At 33.6% G+C, this 19512-nt stretch carries 16 protein-coding genes; 9 read left to right on the forward strand and 7 right to left on the reverse strand.

What is annotated here, in order from left to right; all coding sequences use genetic code 11:
* Positions 1-6 precede the first annotated feature (6 nt).
* Together HMPREF9013_RS03110 and HMPREF9013_RS03115 are read left to right on the forward strand one after the other, a co-directional pair.
* A complete protein-coding gene (locus HMPREF9013_RS03110) occupies positions 7-1137 on the forward strand; it encodes an ABC transporter substrate-binding protein (RefSeq protein ID WP_006626919.1) in 1131 nt (376 codons plus the stop codon).
* Positions 1130-1921, forward strand: a complete 792-nt coding sequence (locus HMPREF9013_RS03115) for a class I SAM-dependent methyltransferase (RefSeq protein WP_006626920.1) — start codon at positions 1130-1132, stop codon at positions 1919-1921. Before HMPREF9013_RS03110 ends, HMPREF9013_RS03115 begins: the two co-directional genes overlap by 8 nt.
* 71 nt (positions 1922-1992) lie before the next feature.
* Here HMPREF9013_RS03115 and HMPREF9013_RS03120 read toward each other — a convergent pair whose 3' ends face one another.
* Positions 1993-2493 carry a hypothetical protein gene (locus HMPREF9013_RS03120; protein WP_006626921.1) on the reverse strand — a complete coding sequence of 167 codons (501 nt, stop codon included), beginning with the start codon at positions 2491-2493 and terminating at the stop codon, positions 1993-1995.
* Positions 2494-2579: 86 nt separating this feature from the next.
* Complete coding sequence (locus HMPREF9013_RS03125; protein WP_006626922.1) at positions 2580-3575, reverse strand: helix-turn-helix domain-containing protein; 996 nt, start codon at positions 3573-3575, stop codon at positions 2580-2582.
* A 395-nt stretch (positions 3576-3970) separates the two neighbouring features.
* Here HMPREF9013_RS03125 and HMPREF9013_RS03130 point away from each other — a divergent pair, with 395 nt between their 5' ends.
* Entirely contained in the window at positions 3971-4693 is a 723-nt protein-coding gene (locus HMPREF9013_RS03130; protein WP_006626923.1) for a DUF4241 domain-containing protein, read from the forward strand.
* A 108-nt stretch (positions 4694-4801) separates the two neighbouring features.
* On the opposite strand, the gene HMPREF9013_RS03135 is transcribed toward HMPREF9013_RS03130, so the two are convergent.
* The 5 genes from HMPREF9013_RS03135 to rlmD form a co-directional block, all read right to left on the reverse strand.
* Entirely contained in the window at positions 4802-5449 is a 648-nt protein-coding gene (locus tag HMPREF9013_RS03135) for a nuclease-related domain-containing protein (protein ID WP_156780628.1), read from the reverse strand.
* 328 nt (positions 5450-5777) lie between these two features.
* Positions 5778-6248 (reverse strand): hypothetical protein, encoded by a 471-nt coding sequence (locus HMPREF9013_RS03140; RefSeq protein WP_006626927.1) that lies wholly within the window; start codon positions 6246-6248, stop codon positions 5778-5780.
* Positions 6249-6262: 14 nt separating this feature from the next.
* Complete coding sequence (locus HMPREF9013_RS03145; protein ID WP_006626928.1) at positions 6263-7378, reverse strand: tetratricopeptide repeat protein; 1116 nt, start codon at positions 7376-7378, stop codon at positions 6263-6265.
* 823 nt (positions 7379-8201) lie between these two features.
* Positions 8202-9962 carry a hypothetical protein gene (locus HMPREF9013_RS03155; RefSeq protein ID WP_006626930.1) on the reverse strand — a complete coding sequence of 587 codons (1761 nt, stop codon included), beginning with the start codon at positions 9960-9962 and terminating at the stop codon, positions 8202-8204.
* A 219-nt stretch (positions 9963-10181) separates the two neighbouring features.
* Positions 10182-11492 carry a 23S rRNA (uracil(1939)-C(5))-methyltransferase RlmD gene (rlmD, locus tag HMPREF9013_RS03160; RefSeq protein ID WP_006626931.1) on the reverse strand — a complete coding sequence of 437 codons (1311 nt, stop codon included), beginning with the start codon at positions 11490-11492 and terminating at the stop codon, positions 10182-10184.
* A 141-nt stretch (positions 11493-11633) separates the two neighbouring features.
* On the opposite strand from rlmD, the gene HMPREF9013_RS03165 reads away from it, so the two are divergent.
* The 6 genes from HMPREF9013_RS03165 to HMPREF9013_RS03190 all read left to right on the forward strand — a co-directional run bounded on the left by HMPREF9013_RS03165 (position 11634) and on the right by HMPREF9013_RS03190 (position 19507).
* Positions 11634-12830: a BMP family lipoprotein gene (locus HMPREF9013_RS03165; protein ID WP_006626932.1), complete on the forward strand. Its 1197-nt coding sequence runs from the start codon at positions 11634-11636 to the stop codon at positions 12828-12830.
* Between the two features lie 136 nt (positions 12831-12966).
* Positions 12967-14490: an ABC transporter ATP-binding protein gene (locus HMPREF9013_RS03170; protein ID WP_040333417.1), complete on the forward strand. Its 1524-nt coding sequence runs from the start codon at positions 12967-12969 to the stop codon at positions 14488-14490.
* Entirely contained in the window at positions 14480-15595 is a 1116-nt protein-coding gene (locus tag HMPREF9013_RS03175; protein WP_006626934.1) for an ABC transporter permease, read from the forward strand. The genes HMPREF9013_RS03170 and HMPREF9013_RS03175 overlap by 11 nt, the downstream gene beginning before the upstream one ends.
* Complete coding sequence (locus HMPREF9013_RS03180; protein ID WP_006626935.1) at positions 15592-16533, forward strand: ABC transporter permease; 942 nt, start codon at positions 15592-15594, stop codon at positions 16531-16533. The genes HMPREF9013_RS03175 and HMPREF9013_RS03180 overlap by 4 nt, the downstream gene beginning before the upstream one ends.
* 147 nt (positions 16534-16680) lie before the next feature.
* Positions 16681-17745 carry a ketopantoate reductase family protein gene (locus HMPREF9013_RS07195; RefSeq protein ID WP_006626936.1) on the forward strand — a complete coding sequence of 355 codons (1065 nt, stop codon included), beginning with the start codon at positions 16681-16683 and terminating at the stop codon, positions 17743-17745.
* Between the two features lie 265 nt (positions 17746-18010).
* Positions 18011-19507, forward strand: a complete 1497-nt coding sequence (locus tag HMPREF9013_RS03190; RefSeq protein ID WP_006626937.1) for a carboxypeptidase M32 — start codon at positions 18011-18013, stop codon at positions 19505-19507.
* The last annotated feature ends 5 nt before the right edge of the window (positions 19508-19512 follow it).

Below are 19512 nucleotides of genomic sequence, written 5' to 3' on the forward strand. Positions count from 1 at the left end.
TAGACGATGAAACAGAAATCAAAACTATTTTTGCTCGTTTTGTTAGCCGGAGTATTAACTCTTTCAGCATGTACGGGTAAAAAGGAAAAGACGCAAGAAAACACGAAAGCAACTGCGAAAAAAGGGACTTTCACGGTGACGGATATCAAAGGAAGACAAGTGCATTTTAATAAAGTGCCTGAAAAAGTAGTGACCATAGGTCATGGTGCTTTGAAATATTATACATACGTATGCGGTGATAAGAATCTTGTAGGGATAGAAGAGACTGAGAAAAAAGGTCATTCCGTAAAGGGACAATCCATTCATCACGCTTATCCAAATTTGAAAAACATAAAATCAGTTGGCAATGGTGGACCAAAATTGTCACCAAATTATGAGAATCTTGCCTTTGTTAAACCAGATGTAATTTTTGCGGCTTATGAAACTAGTAAAGAAGATTTTGATAAATTACAGGAAAAAACTAAAGTTCCGGTTGTAGCTATCGGCACCATTATGAAAGGTAATATCTTTGATAAAGAAACCTATGATACTTTTTCAATCATTGGAAAAACAATGCAGAAAGAAAAGAGAGCCAATGAAATTATCCAAACCATAAAAGATGTTGAAAGTGATTTGAAAAAGCGATCAGAAGGTATTTCCAAACCATTAGAAGCTTATATAGGAGCTACTACTTTTAAGGGACCTCAAGGGATTTTATCTACCAAAACAAAGTTAGATTTATTAAAAACGGTAGGCGTCAAAAATGTGATGGATAAAATCACGAATAAAAGATCCATCATATTGGATAAAGAAAAGCTATTGGAAATTAATCCAAAGCTGATGCTTCTTGATATGAGCGGTAAAACGCCTTTATTAGAGGATATGAAAAAAGATCCAACTTTTTATAAAAAATTAGAAGCGTTTAAAACAGGAAAAGTATATGGACTAATGCCATACTTTACCTATGGAATGAATTATGATACGGCATTAATTAATATGTATTATATTGGTAAATTAGCTTATCCGGAAAAGTATCAGGATATAGATATAGAAAAGAAGGCTAGAGAAATATATACAAAGTTTGTCGGAAAAGATGTCTTTGATTCTATGAAAAAAGTGCATCCGGAAAGCTTTAAGGAATTTAAAATCCATGAATAGTTTACGAGAATTTTGTTATGAAAAACTGAATAAGGATCCCCAGGATTTAATGAAATCCAATAGAATGTGGGATAAAAGGGCAAAAGAATTTTCTAAATCTTCGAAAAAAAACGAAGTGAATTATGTAGATTATTTGAAGCACTTTGTTGATTTAAAAGGTGCCAGTGTCCTTGATGTCGGATGTGGAACTTCAGATTATTTAAAAATCCTGTTAGATGAATCGGCTGTAGTAGAGGGGTTAGAACCTTCAAAAGAAATGAGAAAAATAGGATTAAACTATTTGAAAGATAACGGATATCCGAATGTGACCATCTATCATTCTTCTCTACAAGATTTTGAAGTGTCAAAGAAATATGAATATGTTTTTATTGCAAACAGTCCAGCGATTTCTTATTATGAAAATTACGAAAAAATATTATCTCTTGCTGAAAAGGGAATATTAATAGGCTCGTGGTTGGATAGTAGTGATTCTTTATTAGATGAAATTGCTAGAAGGCTCCATATCGTCCCAAAGAAACATGGAGGAAAGGATATTTTGTATTTCTTCAATCTTTTGTTGGAAGACGGATATAAAGCCAACTTTCAAACCGTGACTCGTCAATCTTCTGTAATGGAAAATGCGTTGAATAGTCTGGAAAGATACACCAGTTGGTTTTATGGCCCGGATTATAATTATGATGACTTGAATCGAGTTAAAGATATTATCATGGAACTATCTAATGAAAAGGGTGAGGTACTCATTCACAAAGAAGCGACCAATGCGATTGTGTTTGCAGAAAAATAATATCAAAAGAAGTTCGATCAGTAAGAAAGGTATATAAAAGGGTCAAAATGATTGACCCTTTTAAAATTTCATTAATGTTCTTGACAAACTCGAATATAAGCGGTTGAAATGCCTTCCCCTGTCAAAGAGAGTGGAATTTCTAAAATACAGGTATCTACTTCATCTTTAGAATGGTTTTTTCGTTCTTCTTCGGAGTAGAAATACAACCCGGCATAGTAGCTGTGACCTGCTTCTAAAGTGACTTCAAAGTGTATATTTTCTGTTTTAACGTTCCGTGTTTTCAAACCTCTATTTTCAGTAGATTGAAAAACGGCTTCAATGGTATGCGAAACTGGAGTTAACGCTACCACTTTTTGTAGATTTTCTCCTGTGGTATGAGGAAATTCGGAGAGATCTTTCCCATCTATTTTGATTTTTGTGCCATATAAATGAAGAATGGCTTTGTCTTGATGATCGGCATAAAAACCCTTGGCTTTCTGATTCCTCTTTTTACCGAAAACCATAAACACACCGAATAAAACAGCCCATAAAACAACAACGCACAAAATGATCAATATCGTTTTTTGATCCATATATAAACTCCTATCTATTTATGAAATATTCTACTTATCCTTATAGCATTTTTATATGTAAAAAGCAATGGATCGTTCTGTATTGTTTAGGCTTTATTTCGAATGAGTTTGAATAGACCGATAATAACGCCATAAGAGACACCGGCAATAGGCCAGAAAATCCAGCTGATATGCCATTGTTGAGTTATAAAACTATAGGCAAGATAGATGGATATGGTCAGACACCAATAAATGGTTGTGATGGGGGCGTTTCTACGTTGCTCTTCTTTGTGAAGACGTGTGTAATCTTCTCTTTCTAAAAGCATATTCATTCCACCCCAAATGATGCTGGAATGAACGATTAGAAATACACCAAAACCAACCAGTATTAACATCAATGGAATTGCGATCATATCAGCCAATTTCTCATTTTCTTTGAAAAGGATCATGGATAAGAAAAGATGAGGAATGACAGAGATGAGACAGAGAATAATTCCTATTGTGATTTGAAAGGTATAGGAGGTTTGAAATTTTTCTCGTTTTTCCAATACCATTCCTTTAACACCATAAGCTGTATCCAGGCTTTCTTTTTCGAGATAGTTATATCGATTTCCTTGTATGGATGTAGTGACAAATAAAGCGACAGCTATACCGACCAGTATCAATAGTACAGTCATCCCTATTCCTATTACTTGTTCTTCAGATATGGAAAGAAAATGATTTTCTTGAAGAAAATCCAAAAGAATGAGTACTATAGGAGAAAAAATGCAGAGCATTACCCCTAAGGCAATCCGTGAAGATGAAATGTTTTTAAACTGTAGAAAAGCGTTTGCTTCTTCCATAGACACAGAAACTTCAGCCGAATGGTTATCTGTTTCGGGTTGAGTTTCATTTTCCGCTATCACGATTTCATCTTTTAATAAGTAATCGGTACTAACTCCGAAAACTTTTGATAATTTTAAAATCTTATTCATGTCAGGTATGGATTGAGCCCCTTCCCATTTGGATACGGATTGGCGGCTGACTTCAAGTTGATCGGCCAATTCTTCTTGTGACCATCCATTTTTCTTTCTTAAAGTAATGATTTTATCAGCAAGTATCATATCGGTTCTCCTTGGCAATTTTGCTAATGAAACAATATCAAAACCAATAGTTGCAGACTACCAAGATCACTTTACAATTTGGCGACTAAAGGTTGCTTTTTCATATTGCTTTTTGTTTGATTGTTTAGCTGAGTGATGGCTTTTTTATGCTTGATTTTGCGGTTTACCATCTTTATATTATTGTGACATAGTGAATGATCGTTTTCTATGAAATTCTTCAAGGCTTTTAGATAATATTCGAATTCACTATTTTATTTTGTATAATTAACTTAGTCGTTTAAAAGCACAATTTAATCACATAGAACATGAAGTATAAATAGATCTATGCGGTTTCAAGGAATTTGTAGAAGAGATAGTCGGATAACGATAGAGAATAGAAAAAGGAGGATGAACCGGTGGAAAAAATTCAACCAACTCGAGAATGGCTTGCAAAGTATGAAGAGGTGAAACACTTTCTGGTATCACCAATCAATTATGCAACATGTTTTGAGATGAATGAAATTCAAGGTAAAGAAGTAGTTGTACTTGATATGGGAGAGGTGAGTTTTCCAAGTGGCGAAATTTTGGTAAGAGATCCATTGGTCTGGTTGCGTAAAGATGAAAAACCATATTTACAATCGGTTCCGGTAGGTAGATATAAATTGGAAACCTTGGTGATTAAGATAGAAGAAGAACATGATAGATATATGGCAACTAGGGTTAAATTTACTGACAAAAAACCGATCATCTATCAAGAAGCGTTAAGGGGGGATGAGGATCTTTCCTCGGTTCAAGAAGGTAGTTTTTTTGGCTTTGAAGTAGATGCAGGACTTGCAACCATTGTTGATGTACAGACAAAAAATGTATACTGTGATTTTGAAAAAAGGTGGTATCAGGAACATCCTGACAAGAATATCTACGATGATTTTTTTGCGGAAGTATTTCGACAAAACGCATTGAAATACCCGTTATATCAAAGAGAAGGTGGAGATTGGATCAACTTTGAAATTCCAGGTACGGAATTATCTATCCCGATGATTCAATCGGGATTTGGAGATGGGGTATATCCGGTGTACTTTGGATATGATAAAAATGGTCATCTTTGTGATGTCGTGATGGAATATATTTTAGTGGGTTAAAAGTGGGAAATATGAATATCATTGGGCAAGTCATTGGCTATATTCATGATCCAAATGAAGTGACATATGTCGCATTGGGCATTGAGGAGCGGGTTTCAGAGATTGATTTTATGAAAGAAGTTTAATGATTTTTTCTTTCGTTTTTTTGGTTATTTTATTGTTAGTTCCTAAATGGATTGCCGTATGAATATCTTTTTGAGTATTTAATACATAGGAACTGTTGATCGGACTATTATTTTCCACTAAAAAGGTATATCCTTCCACCCAAATAAAAACCCCATTTTCTCGTAAATACTGAGATAAGATACTAATTTGGCGCTTGACTTGTTTGATCGGATTTTTGACCATTTTATGATAAAAAATTCCGGCTTCTGTTTCTTTATTTTTGATCCATTCAAAATCGTCTTCATCTCCCGATAGGGTTCCACTATAATTTTTTACTTCAATAATAAAAACACCACGGTTATTGATAATAACATCGTCTAATTCTGTTTCTCTATCTTCAAAAGAAATTTTCACATTAGTTAATAAAACATCCTTTTCATTAAGAATTTCTTGTATCAAGTGAATGGCAACCCGTTCCCCATAACGGCCTGCTTTTTTCTGGCCATCTTCAAAGGATGATTGATACTGGAGTGATTTGTGTGAATTAGAAAATGAAGATGATATCAAGTATGAAAGAAAAATAACGAATATAATCATTATCACTATTACAATCATCATCACTATCAATTCGTATTCCATTTTATAGATCATCCTTTCTTTATCATTTATATTATCGTTTTTGGAGCTTAAACCGGAGTGATTTAGGATAGAGGTATCACGACGATTGCCTTCATTTACTTGTGATGATCCAAGACCATTTAAAAATTTTTGATTTTATAGTCATCCCTTATACCATCTTTTTTAGTTCAAGAACAGTCGTATAAATTTTCCAATAATTTCATCTCTTTTTGCAATATTTTTTTCGTTTCTAACACTTTCAGCAATTCTTTTAATTGAATATCTGAAATATAAATGCTTCTATTATTTTCTTGTGATAAATCATAACATTGTCTGATAGCTATCCCAATATGAGACAATGTCAATTTGTCTTTTTTTGTTTTAAAACTTCTATAAAAAGATCCCAAACAAACGTTTGTCTATATATCCAAAAAAATGATGCAATTCCTTGTAATACTTTAGGATGTATCTGTTTTTTAAGCAGATCATAGGCATATTCTTGACTTCTTTCTTCAAAATTTTGAATAGTATCTTCTGTCATGATATCTGAGTCAATGATATACAGATGATTTAAATGAAGATATCTTGCACAAAAATTTTGTAATGTATATAGATATATCCATATCATCTCAGGGTCTGTTTCTTCTTTTATAGCGGACAAATAATTTTCTGTATTGACAATAAACCATTCTTTTACAGGTTTTGTATTTTTAGTTCCAAGCTCAGCACAAGCAGCTCTCATAAAAAATGTTGCGGCTTTTTTGCGCTCTTTTATATCCTTGCTTTGTAGGTTGTCTAAGGCAGTGTCCAGTATCTCCATTGTATATTTCATATAAATGACTCCTATCAAAATTTATGCCTAACACAGTCCACCATATAACATGAATACTCTGGATATAACTTCAATTCCATTGCCGGTCTTGGCGCATTCTTCTTGATGCGGGATATCATTTCCTCAAAATCCTCTTGATCTTTTTTCCAGCTTGCGATAGTGTTTTGTTTTTCTTCTTCGCTATCGTAATCTTCATCGGCTATAGCCTCTTTTATCGTCTCATCAAAGTAGGTTCTATTCTTTTCTTCAAGTTTGGAAAATCGCTCCATTTGTCCTTTTATCCATAGAGTATAAAATAAATGATCCCAATTTGCTGTATAACAATCGTTGTCTACTTCTTCAATACAATAAGATAGAAATGTATCGTATTCTTCCAGTGCATAATAGGCATCAAAAATTTGATACTCTGAGATATCATCCGTGCTCAAATCATAATGATCATCTTGTCCGGGCCTTATCTGTTCTAAATAGAAAATCGCTTTCTCTTTGTTTCCAAGATTTACTTCACAATAAGCAATACATAGCTTAAGCCACATTCTGTCTGGATTATTTCTAAGCAAGTTCAAGAATAGTTCCTTTGCTTTGTGGTATTCTTTCAGTTCATAGAGAGATACCGCATAATTTAAAGAATACGCATAGTTTTCATTCATATTTTTGGCTATTTTAAAATATTCATGACTGATTGATATGTTTTTTTCGTTTCTATAGAACTCGTATTCAGAAAAATAGTAAAGTCCAAGAGCGGTGTATGTTTCTGCAAATGGTGATTTTAAATCTTTCGCTTTATTCAAATACTCTAATGCTTCTTTAGAATAATCTTTGCCAAACGCAATGTTTGTATAAATTCTTGCTTTCTGCTTGTGATTTAAAATTTCCCAAAACTGATCCAAAAACTCTTCTAGTAATTTTATATATTCCAATTCACCAGATCCAAGCTCTAACTGCACGGACGCAAGTGTACATATCGTATCGACATCTGAGGGGTATTTTTTATGCCTTGCCAGAAGATAACTTTTCATTTTTTCAAGATATTCTTTTGAACTTTGAAACTCTTTTAAAAACGGTTTGTTATATTTATTTTCATACTCTGTTTTTAATTGATGCCAATAATTTTTGATTTCATCTAACATGTTTACTAATATCCTTTTTGTTGTATTTGTTTTTTTGTTTTAAGTTTTTCGACATTTGCCAAAATCACCAAAAAATCTTACTTTAATAATTCAGATCGTGTCATCATTTTTTATACATCAACTCTCTACCCACTTTTCAATATCCTCTACTGGTATAGTTGATGAAAGTAGTTTTTGATCTGTATCATTTTCATCCACTAAAACCACTTCTTTTTCTTTTGGAAAATATGTCCTTATCCATAAAATAAAATTTGCATAGTCTAAAATTCTATGATTTGAATGAAAATAAAATAATCGATTGCAAATGTACATCGTTTTCTATCTATTCTTAACTCAAACTGATATTGATCCGAATATTTTTCCTTAATAGCTCTATTAAATTTTTCATATCAAAATCACTATTTTCACTTTCTTTTAAATGAATAAAACGGGTGATAGACATTCTCAACTCCAATCATTGTTAACGTTTGATTGATTCGATGCTTTGATATGGTACATCATCTTCAAAACAACACTCTCTATATGATGAAACGAGTGAACACTATGTATGTCAAGTAGTCCTGTTTGTATGTGGAAACATATCTATAAACATTTTAACGATAGGTAGTAGTTATCATTAAGTTAAAATGTATCAGACTATAATGGCCCAATGATATAGGCCACTTTTTAGGGCATGTTTTAATGAATCTGATTCTGTTTGTGAAAATATATCTTAAGAACTATTCAAGTTGTTTACAGTACTTCTTGATTATTCTATCATATGTGTCTTTGTTGAAATCTTGCCGTGTAATATACAATTTATATCTTTTTAAAAATTGATCATTTAAAAAAATTTTTCTATTGCACAATATGGGCTTATTTCATAATTATTGTTTTTTCTAAGAAAATCGATAAATGTATTTGCTCTTTTATTTATAAATAATTCTAGAGATAACATCCTTATTATGAAATATTTCTTATTTATATTATCAATATAATGTATCACGGGATTATTGGCAGTAATAAAATTGTATAATTTTGTATCTTTTAAAATATATATTCCCTCTCTTTCAACAAAGGAATAAGAAATATTTGTTAATAAAACCGGGACTACATTTACATTATTTATATTGCAATTAATGGCATTAAGCTTTGAATTGATGCTTTTCTTACCATTTTCATCCTCGGTAAAATATTTTAAATTACGTTTAAATTTATCAATGTAATAGTCTAGTTCCTGAATATTGCGACAATATCCTCTCACATTATCATGCTGAAATTGAGTTTTGCACTCAATGACAAATAATGTATTATCTATATATAGTAAAATATCTAATTCGTAACTCTCACCATTACTACTCGTATTGACATTCTTAATAGCACTAAGATTGTATCTTAATAATAACTTATGTATGTAATCTTCATATTTGGAACCCTTTTTCGATATTTCATTATTATTGGTAAAAAGAACCATTAGACTTTTTAGTGGTTCAATCATTTTTATTATTGATGGAAGTAAAAGTATAAAATTGTTGTATTCAATTAAAAATGATGAGAATAAATCATTTTTGCTTTTACCAAATACCAGATGATTAAAAATAGCCTTTATTTCATCTACACTAAATTTGTTTTGAAATAAATCATTTTTTAATTTTTCTTTATCTATTTTTAGTACGTTTTTTTCATTAATAGCTAGTTTGTAGAAGTAAGTGTAGATGGAAACCCATCTTTCCAGTTTTATGCCTAGGTATTCTTCAGTTAAGTCATCACTATAAAAGAATTCTTTTAATTTTTCTCTAAAGGCATTTGAATATTTAATTATCTCATTTCCATTATCAAAATCTTTCAAAGTTTTAACATGATTTAAATTATAATATTCTAAAAATGAAAATATTCTATCTGTAATTATTCCATGGTTTTCACTAATATATAATTTATTAAATAATCTAGTATTTACTTTCACATCTCCGAACATCCAATTACCGATTATATCATTTACTAAATTGAGTAACTGAATTAAAACTAGGATATCATTTACATCTTTATCATCAGCATTTTGATCATATGGCAACTTGCCATTTATAAATCCATTTCTAAGCAATGTTCCAAATCCTAAAATGATATTTTCGCTAGAAGCTAGATATTGTTGTTGCTCATACTCAGATGAAGTTTTACTTAATTTATCTAAATTTATAGATATTTGATCATTAAACCTTTCCACCAAGTTTAAATATGAACACTTCATCAGTTCAATTTTTAATATATCTTTTTTTATTTGATTTCTTTTTTTATTTAGTTTATCACCCTCTTTAGATAATCGTCTAAATTTCTTATAACTATTATCTGAAAGGTTATCTTTAACCCAATTTTTTATTATACGTTTAGTATCGTTACTAAATAATGTTTCATTTCTATCTGTAACAAAAAAACCAGAGTATTTTAAAACTTTTAGTATTTCTTCCTCATTTTTGTTTTTGTTAATATAATCCAAATAGTCTAAAGGATTTTTCTTTATATTTCTTTCAATTGAATTTATTCTCACATCATTGTATTTCTTACTCATATGAATACCCATATTATTTTGCCAACATTTATCAATTTCCATTTCTTGAGTATTATCAAAGCATAATTATTGTTTTTACAATATATAAATTTTTGCATCTATCCCATCAACTGCACCTGTCCGTTTTCATTTTGTCAACTCAACCATACTACAATTTCTCAATGGATAACTTTCTATAAAACAATAACAAAAAGAATACTGAGACCAAAATCACCTGCTTCAACTCCCGGATTTCTTTGATTTCGAGATTTTTCTAGCCTTTCACTTCTGTACTTTTGACAGTAAACAAAGACACTCTACATGTGGGGTTTGAGGGAACAAATCAAAGGCTTGAATCGTTAAAATTTGATATTTCCACTTTAATACAGCTATATTTTTGGCTAAAGTGGCTGGATTGCATGAGATATAAATAATTCGATCCGGTTGGCTTTTTAAAATAGCTTCTAACATGGCTTCATCTAAACCGCTACGGGGAGGGTCAATCAGTAAAGTATCAATTTTTTGTTTTTTGGCAATCTTGTATAAACCATCAGCGGCATCCGCGCATTCAAAATGACAATTATCTAAGTGGTTTAGTTCAGCGTTTCTTTTTGCATCTTGAATGGCATGCGGATTTAATTCGATACCATAGACTTGTTCTGCTTTTGAACTGGCTAATAAACTCATCACCCCAATGCCGCAATAGGCTTCTACTAGGATATGACAAGGATCAACTTTCGAAACGGCATAGTGATAAAGAGCTTCCGCTTGTTTTGTGTTTAATTGAAAGAATGCTTCCGGGGATACGTGTAAGTAAATGGATGAAAAAGGAATGAGAAGATGTTTTTTACCAAAGAGTAGTTTTGTTCTTTCGCCAAAGAATTGAAGACTCTGTTTGGAAGTGTTCCAAGATTGATGTAAGGAATGTAAATGGGGAATTTTCTTGAAATCATCTATCAAACATTTATTTAATGTGTCTTTTCCGGTAATTAAAGTAGCTTGACTGATACCATGGATACAGCGAATGACGATGTAGCGTAATCCCTGTTTGGTTTTGTGAGAGTAAGCAGGGAAATGATGTTGATTGAGAATAGCTAATAATTCCTTACGAATTCTTTCGACTTCTGGATCGTGAGTTAAGAAGTGATGTACCACTTGAAATTGGTTGGAGTTAGGGGAAAATAAACCACAAACCAATTTTCCTTGTCTTTCTTGAATAGGTAGTTTACATTGGTTACGATAAGAAAATTCATTTTCAGAAGGATTGATTTTACGAACCCAGTGGCGTTTGACTTTAGCGTATTTCCAAAGAGCTTCTGTCAATAAATCTAATTTAAAGGTCAATTGCTTCTCATATTCAATACCAAAGAAAGGATGACCTAGTTGTTCTTCGATAGGGGAAGGACTTGGGCGACGATAATGGGCTTTTTGCAGTATTCGATTGATTTTGGCATGGGCATAATGAGCTTTTTTTTCACTGATGGTTGCTTCAACGACTTCGCCCGGAAAAGTTCCTGGAACAAAGACAGGCTTTTTTTGATCATAGGCAATCCCCTCGCCATTGATTCCTATTTTTTTGATTTCTAGTTTCATAGAATTATTATACATTTTGAAAGTGCTTTCAATATTAAAAAATTATATTTTAAATAGTTCACACAATTTTCACAATTTGGTTGAATTTCTATATATTCCTATTTATTATGAAATAAGAACGGAAAACGTTTAGGAGGAAAAATGAGAAAATTATTCAAGGCTGCTTTAGCCGGTCTTCTTTCCTTAAGTATGGTAGCTTGTGGAAGTAAAGATTCAGGTAAACCAACCGACAAAAAGAAAACAGATATGAAGGTGGCCATGATCACTGACTCTGGTGATATCACAGACCAATCTTTCAACCAAGCAACTTATGAAGCTGCTAAGGCATGGTCTGAGGAAAATGGAGCTAAGTTCAACTACTTTAAGCCGGCAGGAGATAATACAACAGACCGTGTGGCGATGATTGAAAAAGCGGTTGACGAAGGCTATAACGTTATTGTTATGCCTGGTTATTTGTTTGCAGGAGCTATCGTTGAAGTGGCTGGACAAGAAAACATGAAAGATGTTAAGTTCGTAGCTCTTGACGTAGCGGCTGGTGATTTAATTGAAGCCGGTAAAAAGAAGAAGGGTGAAAAGTATGACTTTAATCCTGCTAATTGGGATGTAAAGAAGTACTATAATACTAAGAACGTTTATTCAGCTGTTTATCACGAAGAAATCCCTGGGTATATGGCAGGTTATGCAGCTGTTAAGTTAGGCTATAAGAAACTTGGCTTTTTAGGTGGTATGGCGGTTCCAGCTGTTGTTCGTTATGGTTATGGATTTATCCAAGGTGCGGAAGCAGCTGCTAAGGAATTGGGTATTAAAGATGTTGAAATCAAATATGCTTATGCCAACCAATTCAAGGGCGATGCTGATATCACAGCAGCTATGGATACTTGGTACAAGGGTGGAACAGAAGTTGTCTTCTCTTGCGGAGGCGGTATCTTTACATCTGTTGCAGAAGCAGCTAAAAAAGCTAAAGGTAAGATCATTGGTGTGGATGTTGACCAAAAAGCAACGATTGACGGCACTTATGGAAAAGGTTTAACAGTTACTTCAGCTATGAAAGCATTAGGTACAACAACCAAAGATACTTTATCTGCTATTAAAGATGGTAAGTGGGCTGATTATGTAGGCAAGATTGATAATTTGGGCGTTGTTTCTGCTGATAATGCAAAGAACTATGTTGGTTTACCAGAAACAACACAATTTGGTAAGGGCTTTACAAAAGAAGATTATGCTAAGTTGGTGAAAGATATTTACGAGAAGAAATTGACGATCTCTTCTGATACAAATACAAAACAACTTCCAAAGACAGAATTTGTTAAAGTGTCAAATTTAGGCAATATTAAGTAATTTAAGCCGATTAGAAATTAGGGGCTATGAAAATAGCCTCTTTTTTATGAAAACGCTTAAATTTATGTAAAAATTATTTTATAATAGTAAAAACAACAAGGAGGATTCGAACGTGCAAACTCCATATGCAATTGAGATGTTACACATTACGAAACGATTTCCTGGCATTATAGCAAATGACGATATTACACTTCAACTGAAAAAAGGTGAAATCCATGCGCTGTTGGGTGAAAACGGAGCTGGTAAGTCAACTTTGATGTCAGTTCTTTTTGGCTTGTATCAAGCTGAAGAAGGAGAAATCCGAAAAGATGGTGAAGTGGTTACCATTCAAGATCCAAATGATGCGAATCATTTAGGGATTGGAATGGTGCACCAACACTTTAAATTGGTGCAGTGTTTTAGTGTTTTGGATAATATTATTTTAGGGGTTGAAACAACCAAAAATGGTTTTCTGGAAAAGGCAGAAGCGAGAAAAAAAGTATTAAATTTATCCAACCGATATGGGTTGAAAGTAGATCCGGATGCCCTAATTGAAAATATCACGGTTGGTATGCAACAGAGAACGGAAATTCTGAAGATGCTTTATCGAGATAACGATATCTTGATTTTTGATGAGCCAACAGCGGTTTTGACACCACAAGAAATTGAGGAACTCATGCAAATTATGAAAAACTTAGCTCATGAGGGTAAAAGCATTTTATTCATTTCACATAAATTAAATGAAATTATGGAAGTGGCTGATCGTGTGTCTGTGTTACGCCGTGGTAAATATATCGGAACGGTGGATATTCAAGAAACCAATGAACAGGAGTTATCTAAGATGATGGTAGGTCGTGATGTTCAATTGGTTGTGGATAAAGTGGAAGCGAAGCCAAAGAAGGTAGTTCTTTCCGTGAAAAATATAACAGTTCCTTCTAAACAACATAAAAATAATGCGGTAAAGAATGTTAGTTTTGATGTTCGCTCTGGTGAAATTGTGTGTATTGCCGGTATTGATGGAAATGGACAAAGCGAGTTGGTTTATGGAATTACAGGCCTAGAGGCGATTAGTTCTGGTGAAATTATTTTGAATGGAAAAGACATTAGCAAAGATAGTATTAAACAACGTTCTAAGTATCTTAGTCATATTCCGGAAGATCGTCAGAAACATGGATTGATTTTGGATTATCCATTGGATTACAACATGGTTTTACAACGGTATGATGAAGAAATGTTCACGAATAAAATCGGCTTTTTGAAGAAAGGTGAAATTCGGGAATATTCAGATAGGTTGATTGAAAAATTTGATGTTCGCTCAGGGCAAGGTTCCTCTTCCATCGTTCGTTCGATGTCAGGTGGTAACCAACAAAAAGCGATTGTGGCTCGTGAGTTAGATAAGAAACATGATCTTTTGGTGGCGGTACAACCGACACGTGGTCTGGATGTCGGAGCGATTGAATATATTCATAAACAACTGGTTCAATCTCGTGATCAAGGAGATGCAGTTTTATTAGTGTCTTTAGAACTGGAAGAAGTGATGAATTTATCGGATCGTATTTTAGTCATGTATGAAGGAGAAATTGTTGGGGATTTGAAGCCGAAAGAAACGACCGTGGAAGAATTAGGTCTATACATGTCTGGTGCAAAGCACCAGGAGAAAGGAGTTGTTCATGAAGCGTAAAAATAGCGTTGGTCTATCGGAGTCCATGCAGACAATTCTTTCTTCTTTGATTTGTATTTTAATCGGTTTGTTTATCGGATTCTTGGTTTTATTGGCCATCAATCCACAAGGAGCTTTTCGTGGTATTATCACCATTATTGAAAACTTTATGACTTTCTCTAAGAGTGCTTCTCGTTTGAAATACTTTGGAACGACGTTGGTGAAGACAGCTCCGTTAATTCTTTGTTCTTTGTCAGTTTGTTTTTGTTATAAGGTTGGTTTATTTAATATCGGAGCGGCTGGTCAATATACCATCGGCATTGCGACCTCTCTTTATTTGGCTTTAGCTTTCCATATGCCTTGGTATATTTGTTTGCTTGGTGCCTTAATAGTAGGAGCTTTTGTTGGTTTCATTATTGGTGTTTTGAAGGCCTACCAAAATGTGAATGAAGTCATTTCCGGCATCATGTTAAACTGGATTATTTTATATGGAACGAATACTTTATTGGCTAAGGTGAAACAACCTGCTTCTCCATATACCTTTGGCTTAGAAAGCACAAAAGCGATGTTGCCTACTTTGGGCTTGGATAAGTTGTTTGGTAATAAATACATGACGATTGCTGTTCCTTTATCCATTTTAATCGCGGTTTTGGTTTGGATTGTCTTAACTAAAACGAAGTTTGGTTATGAATTGAGAGCGACCGGTTACAATAAAAATGGTGCTCGTTATGCCGGTATGAAGGAAAAGAAGAATATCATTGTGACATTAATGATTGGTGGAGCATTAGCGGCGTTAGGGGCTTCCTTATTGTACTTGACGGATTTTGAACAATGGGCTACGACCTCTTCTTCTGTTCCTAGTATGGGTTTTGATGGGATTGCGGCTACATTCTTAGGAGGCTTGCATCCAATCGGCTCTATTTTCTCCAGTTATTTCATTGAACATATTACTTTGGGTGGATCTTATTTGGATAAGTCTTTGTATCCATCGCAAATTGCAGATTTGATTTCAGCGACGATCATTTATTTTAGTGCCTTTGTGCTATTTATGAAAGTTTGGTATAAGCATCATCAACAGATGAAACTAGAGAAAAAACAAGAATTACAGAAAGGAGAAGAAAAATGACTTTATTAATTCAATATACGTTAGTCTTCGCTTCTGTTCTTCTATTAGTGGCTTTAGGAGGAGCTTTTTCAGAACATTCCGGAGTCATCAACTTAGGGTTGGAAGGTATCATGGTTATGGGAGCTCTTGGTGGAGCGCTGGCAATGAAGTATGTACCGGTGAGTGTCGGTCCATTTGGCATGTTGGCGGCAGTTGTTTTAGCTTCAGCTCTTTTCGGTTTCTTGTTTAGTTGTTTGTTGGGGATTGCTTCTGTTAATTTGAATGCGGATCAGACATTAGTCGGAACAGCAATGAATATGATTGCAACAGCAGCGGCAACAGTCATTGTTAAGGCGATCAACCAAGCTGAAAATCCGGATAATGTATCAGCTACTTTAAAATATGTGGAACAAAAGCAGTTTTTCTTGATTCATGTGGGTGGATTTGAATTGACTTGGTTCATGGTTCTGGCAGTGATTTTATTGATTGTAGCGTTCTATTTGATGTATAAAACGAAATTTGGATTACGTCTAAGAGCGTGTGGAGAAAATCCTCATGCGGCTGATTCAGTCGGTATTAATGTCTATAAAATGCGTTGGGCAGGCGTATTGATTTCAGGTATTTTAGGTGGATTAGGTGGTCTTGTATACATTACTTCAGGTGTTTCAGAATGGAAGTTTGAAACAGGAGTTGCCGGCTTTGGCTTCTTGTCTTTAGCTGTTATGATTTTTGGGCAATGGAAACCATTGAATATTGGTTTAGCTGCCTTATTGTTTGGTTTCTTTAGAGCACTAGGAAATGTTTACCAAGGCTTCTCTTGGTTAACGGCTCTTCATATTCCGTCAGCGGTTTATAATATGATGCCTTATATCGTATCTTTGGTTGTCTTAGCTTTTACATCTAAGAATTCTAGGGCACCTAAAGCGGAGGGTATTCCTTACGATAAGAGCGTGAGATGACAAAAAAGTCATCTCTTTTTTATTTGGACAAATGATGTATTTTCTTTCTGTATCAGTTTTTAATGGGTAAAAAGTTAGGAATCGGTATGTTGTTTTAACTAACTAAAAGGAGTAAAGTAAAAGTAAGACAGTAAAGGCAGTGTATTGATGAAAAAAACAAATAAGGCGTTATGGAGTGTTCTTTTTTTGGCTCTTGGTGTTTCACTTTATCATTTCGTCACCAGAAAAGTAGAGAAAAAAAAGATATTGATTTATGGGGCAGGTGTTATCGGCTCATTTTTAGCTCATGTTTTATGCCAAGAAGGTCATGATGTTAGTATTCTCGCTAGAGGAAAGCGTTATGAACAATTAAAGAAGGACGGTCTTATAACAAAAGATTATGTGACTAATATCGTTCATCAAGATCATCCCACCATTCTAAAAGAAATAGGGGATGAGAAATATGACATTGTTTTTGCGGTGATGCAGTATACTCAAATAGCGAATGTTTTGCATGCTCTAGCTAGGATTCATACACCAAGAATTGTCTTGGTTGGTAATAATTTAGATGCCCATCGGATGCAAGAATATGTCATGCAAAATGGAGGATCTGAGAAACAAATTTACTTTGGATTTCAAGTGACAGCCGGCAGTCGTGAAACTTCTTATACTAATTTAATTTCTCTTGGTAAGGGTTGTATGTATATTGGTAGTCTTGGCTCTTCGGTATCACAAAATGATAAGGATTTTATTTCTAATTTAAGTTTCTGTTTTCGATTTAAATGGATAGCGAATATGGATAATTATTTAAAACACCATTTGGATCTCATTTTGCCGATTATGTATATCGCCTATCGTTATGGTTGTGATTTGAAAAAGGCAACGAAGGAAGATATTCAGCTTTTGTTGGATAGTGCTCAAGAAATAAAAGAGGCTTGGGTTCAGAAAGGTGTTTCTGTTGAACCGAAAGAGGAAGTGGAATTCTATGAACCGGGTTTTAAACGAGATGTGCTTTTTAAAAAAATGTTAGAACTTGTTTTCCATACTAAAATAGGAGAGTTGATCATTAGCCATCATTGCCGCCATGCTCTGATTGAAATGAGGGCATTAGATGAAAGTTTTTGGGAAATGATGAAGGGTGTTTCATTGATGAAAACCAAACTTTTACGATCTAAAATGCCATCTTGGGAAGAATTGGAGAAGTGTGATTTATATAAATCTAACGGGTGTTAGCTAATTTTAAAGATAGAGAGAATGAGTTATTTAGATTCTTGAATATGAGAAATACCATCATCAAATACATGCCAATTTATGATAGATAAAGTTATTGTTATTAGAAATGTTTTTAGAAATCGTTTATCGTGGAACTAAAAGTGTGGGATGGGTAAAAAAGTTTAAAAATGAGCTTAAATTAAATGGATTTCCAAGTCTATAGAGAATAAAAATCTTTTATTGTGAAGCTTCAAATAGGTCGTATAATAGAAAAAAGAGGTAGAATATGACTAAAGAAGAATTGTTGAAAAATTATCAAGATTGGAGATTTTCCTGTTCGGCTTATGAAATGGCTTTAGCCATCATTGGCATTGATAAACAAACCGTCGCCCCAAGTGCCGGAGCATCTTATCGTGATTCAAGAACAGCATATTTGGCTGGTGTTGCTTTTGAAAAGAGAAACGATCCTAAGATGAAGGAAATCATGGAGGCTCTTTTAAAAGAAGACTTAGATGAAACATTTCGAAAAGAAGTCGAAATGGAGTTAAAAGAGATAAAGAAGTACCAATCTGTTCCACAAGACTTTTATGTGGCTCATTATGAAAGAAGTGATGCGTCCTATGATGCTTGGTTGAAAGCTAAAAAAGAAGAAAATTTTGAAAAGTTCAAACCTTATATCCAAGGTATTATTGAAGATCAAAAAACATTGATTTCTTATCGGGATAGTCAAAAAGAGGTTTATCATCAATTACTGAATGATCATGAAAACGAAGTGTCGATTGAATTCTATGATGAATTCTTCGCTACGATCAAGAAAGAATTAGTACCACTGATTCAAAAACTTCAAGCCGCAAAGCAACCGGACACTTCTTTTTTAGAGAAAGAATACCCTATCGCAAAACAAAAAGAATTCATGGAAGAAGTATTAAAATACATTCATTACACTAAAGATTGGGGCTATCAAAATGAATCGGAACATCCATTTACAACGGGCATTTGTGAAAACGATTTACGGACAACCACTAAATATCTGATTAACAATCCGGTCAGTTCCGTTCTATCGACGGTACATGAATGTGGACATGCGTATTTTGAGCACAACGTACATCCGAAATTTGATGGAACTATTTTGGCAAAGAATATTAAGATGGGTATACACGAATCACAATCTCGGTTATTAGAAAATTATTTAGGTCGAAGTGAAGCTTTTTGGCAATACTTATATCCGAAATTCCAAGAAATTTTTCCTGAACAGTTAAAAGAAGTTCCGCTTAAGCAATTTATTTGGGCTATTAATCGAGTGAAACCAAGTTTAGTTCGTACAGAAGCGGATGAAGTCACTTATCCTTTACATATTTTGATTCGGTATGAATTGGAAAAAGAAATCTTTTCGAATCGTTTAAATGTAGATGAATTAGAACAAGCTTGGAATGCGAAGTATCAAGAATATCTGGGTATTCATGCGGATAAACCAAGCGAGGGTATTTTACAAGATGTGCATTGGTCCGGAGACGGTTATGGGTATTTTCCTACTTACGCTTTAGGATCGGCTATTTCAGCACAAATTTTTCATACAATGGAACAGCAGATTGATGTCACAGAAGCATTAAGAACCGGTCATTTTGAAATCATTATGAACTGGTTAAAAGAAAATGTGCATCAATATGGGGCTTCATTATCTTTTCAAGAAATTTTGGAAAAGTGTACGGGAGAACGCTTCAACATTCAATATTATATTGACTATCTAAAAATTAAATTTAATCATTTATACGATTTGGATTAAAGAGA

It is taken from the genome of Bulleidia extructa W1219 (genome assembly GCF_000177375.1).
Lineage (GTDB): Bacteria > Bacillota_I > Bacilli_A > Erysipelotrichales > Erysipelotrichaceae > Bulleidia > Bulleidia extructa.

Bases quoted from the DNA above. Each gene is read 5' to 3' on its own strand.
- HMPREF9013_RS03110 (WP_006626919.1), top strand. From the start codon at position 7: ATGAAACAGAAATCAAAACTATTTTTGCTCGTTTTGTTAGCCGGAGTA.
- HMPREF9013_RS03115 (WP_006626920.1), top strand. From the start codon at position 1,130: ATGAATAGTTTACGAGAATTTTGTTATGAAAAACTGAATAAGGATCCC.
- HMPREF9013_RS03120 (WP_006626921.1), bottom strand. From the start codon at position 2,493: ATGGATCAAAAAACGATATTGATCATTTTGTGCGTTGTTGTTTTATGG.
- HMPREF9013_RS03125 (WP_006626922.1), bottom strand. From the start codon at position 3,575: ATGATACTTGCTGATAAAATCATTACTTTAAGAAAGAAAAATGGATGG.
- HMPREF9013_RS03135 (WP_156780628.1), bottom strand. From the start codon at position 5,449: ATGATCTATAAAATGGAATACGAATTGATAGTGATGATGATTGTAATA.
- HMPREF9013_RS03140 (WP_006626927.1), bottom strand. From the start codon at position 6,248: ATGAAATATACAATGGAGATACTGGACACTGCCTTAGACAACCTACAA.
- HMPREF9013_RS03145 (WP_006626928.1), bottom strand. From the start codon at position 7,378: ATGTTAGATGAAATCAAAAATTATTGGCATCAATTAAAAACAGAGTAT.
- HMPREF9013_RS03155 (WP_006626930.1), bottom strand. From the start codon at position 9,962: ATGGAAATTGATAAATGTTGGCAAAATAATATGGGTATTCATATGAGT.
- rlmD (WP_006626931.1), bottom strand. From the start codon at position 11,492: ATGAAACTAGAAATCAAAAAAATAGGAATCAATGGCGAGGGGATTGCC.
- HMPREF9013_RS03165 (WP_006626932.1), top strand. From the start codon at position 11,634: ATGAGAAAATTATTCAAGGCTGCTTTAGCCGGTCTTCTTTCCTTAAGT.
- HMPREF9013_RS03170 (WP_040333417.1), top strand. From the start codon at position 12,967: ATGTTACACATTACGAAACGATTTCCTGGCATTATAGCAAATGACGAT.
- HMPREF9013_RS03175 (WP_006626934.1), top strand. From the start codon at position 14,480: ATGAAGCGTAAAAATAGCGTTGGTCTATCGGAGTCCATGCAGACAATT.
- HMPREF9013_RS03180 (WP_006626935.1), top strand. From the start codon at position 15,592: ATGACTTTATTAATTCAATATACGTTAGTCTTCGCTTCTGTTCTTCTA.
- HMPREF9013_RS07195 (WP_006626936.1), top strand. From the start codon at position 16,681: ATGAAAAAAACAAATAAGGCGTTATGGAGTGTTCTTTTTTTGGCTCTT.
- HMPREF9013_RS03190 (WP_006626937.1), top strand. From the start codon at position 18,011: ATGACTAAAGAAGAATTGTTGAAAAATTATCAAGATTGGAGATTTTCC.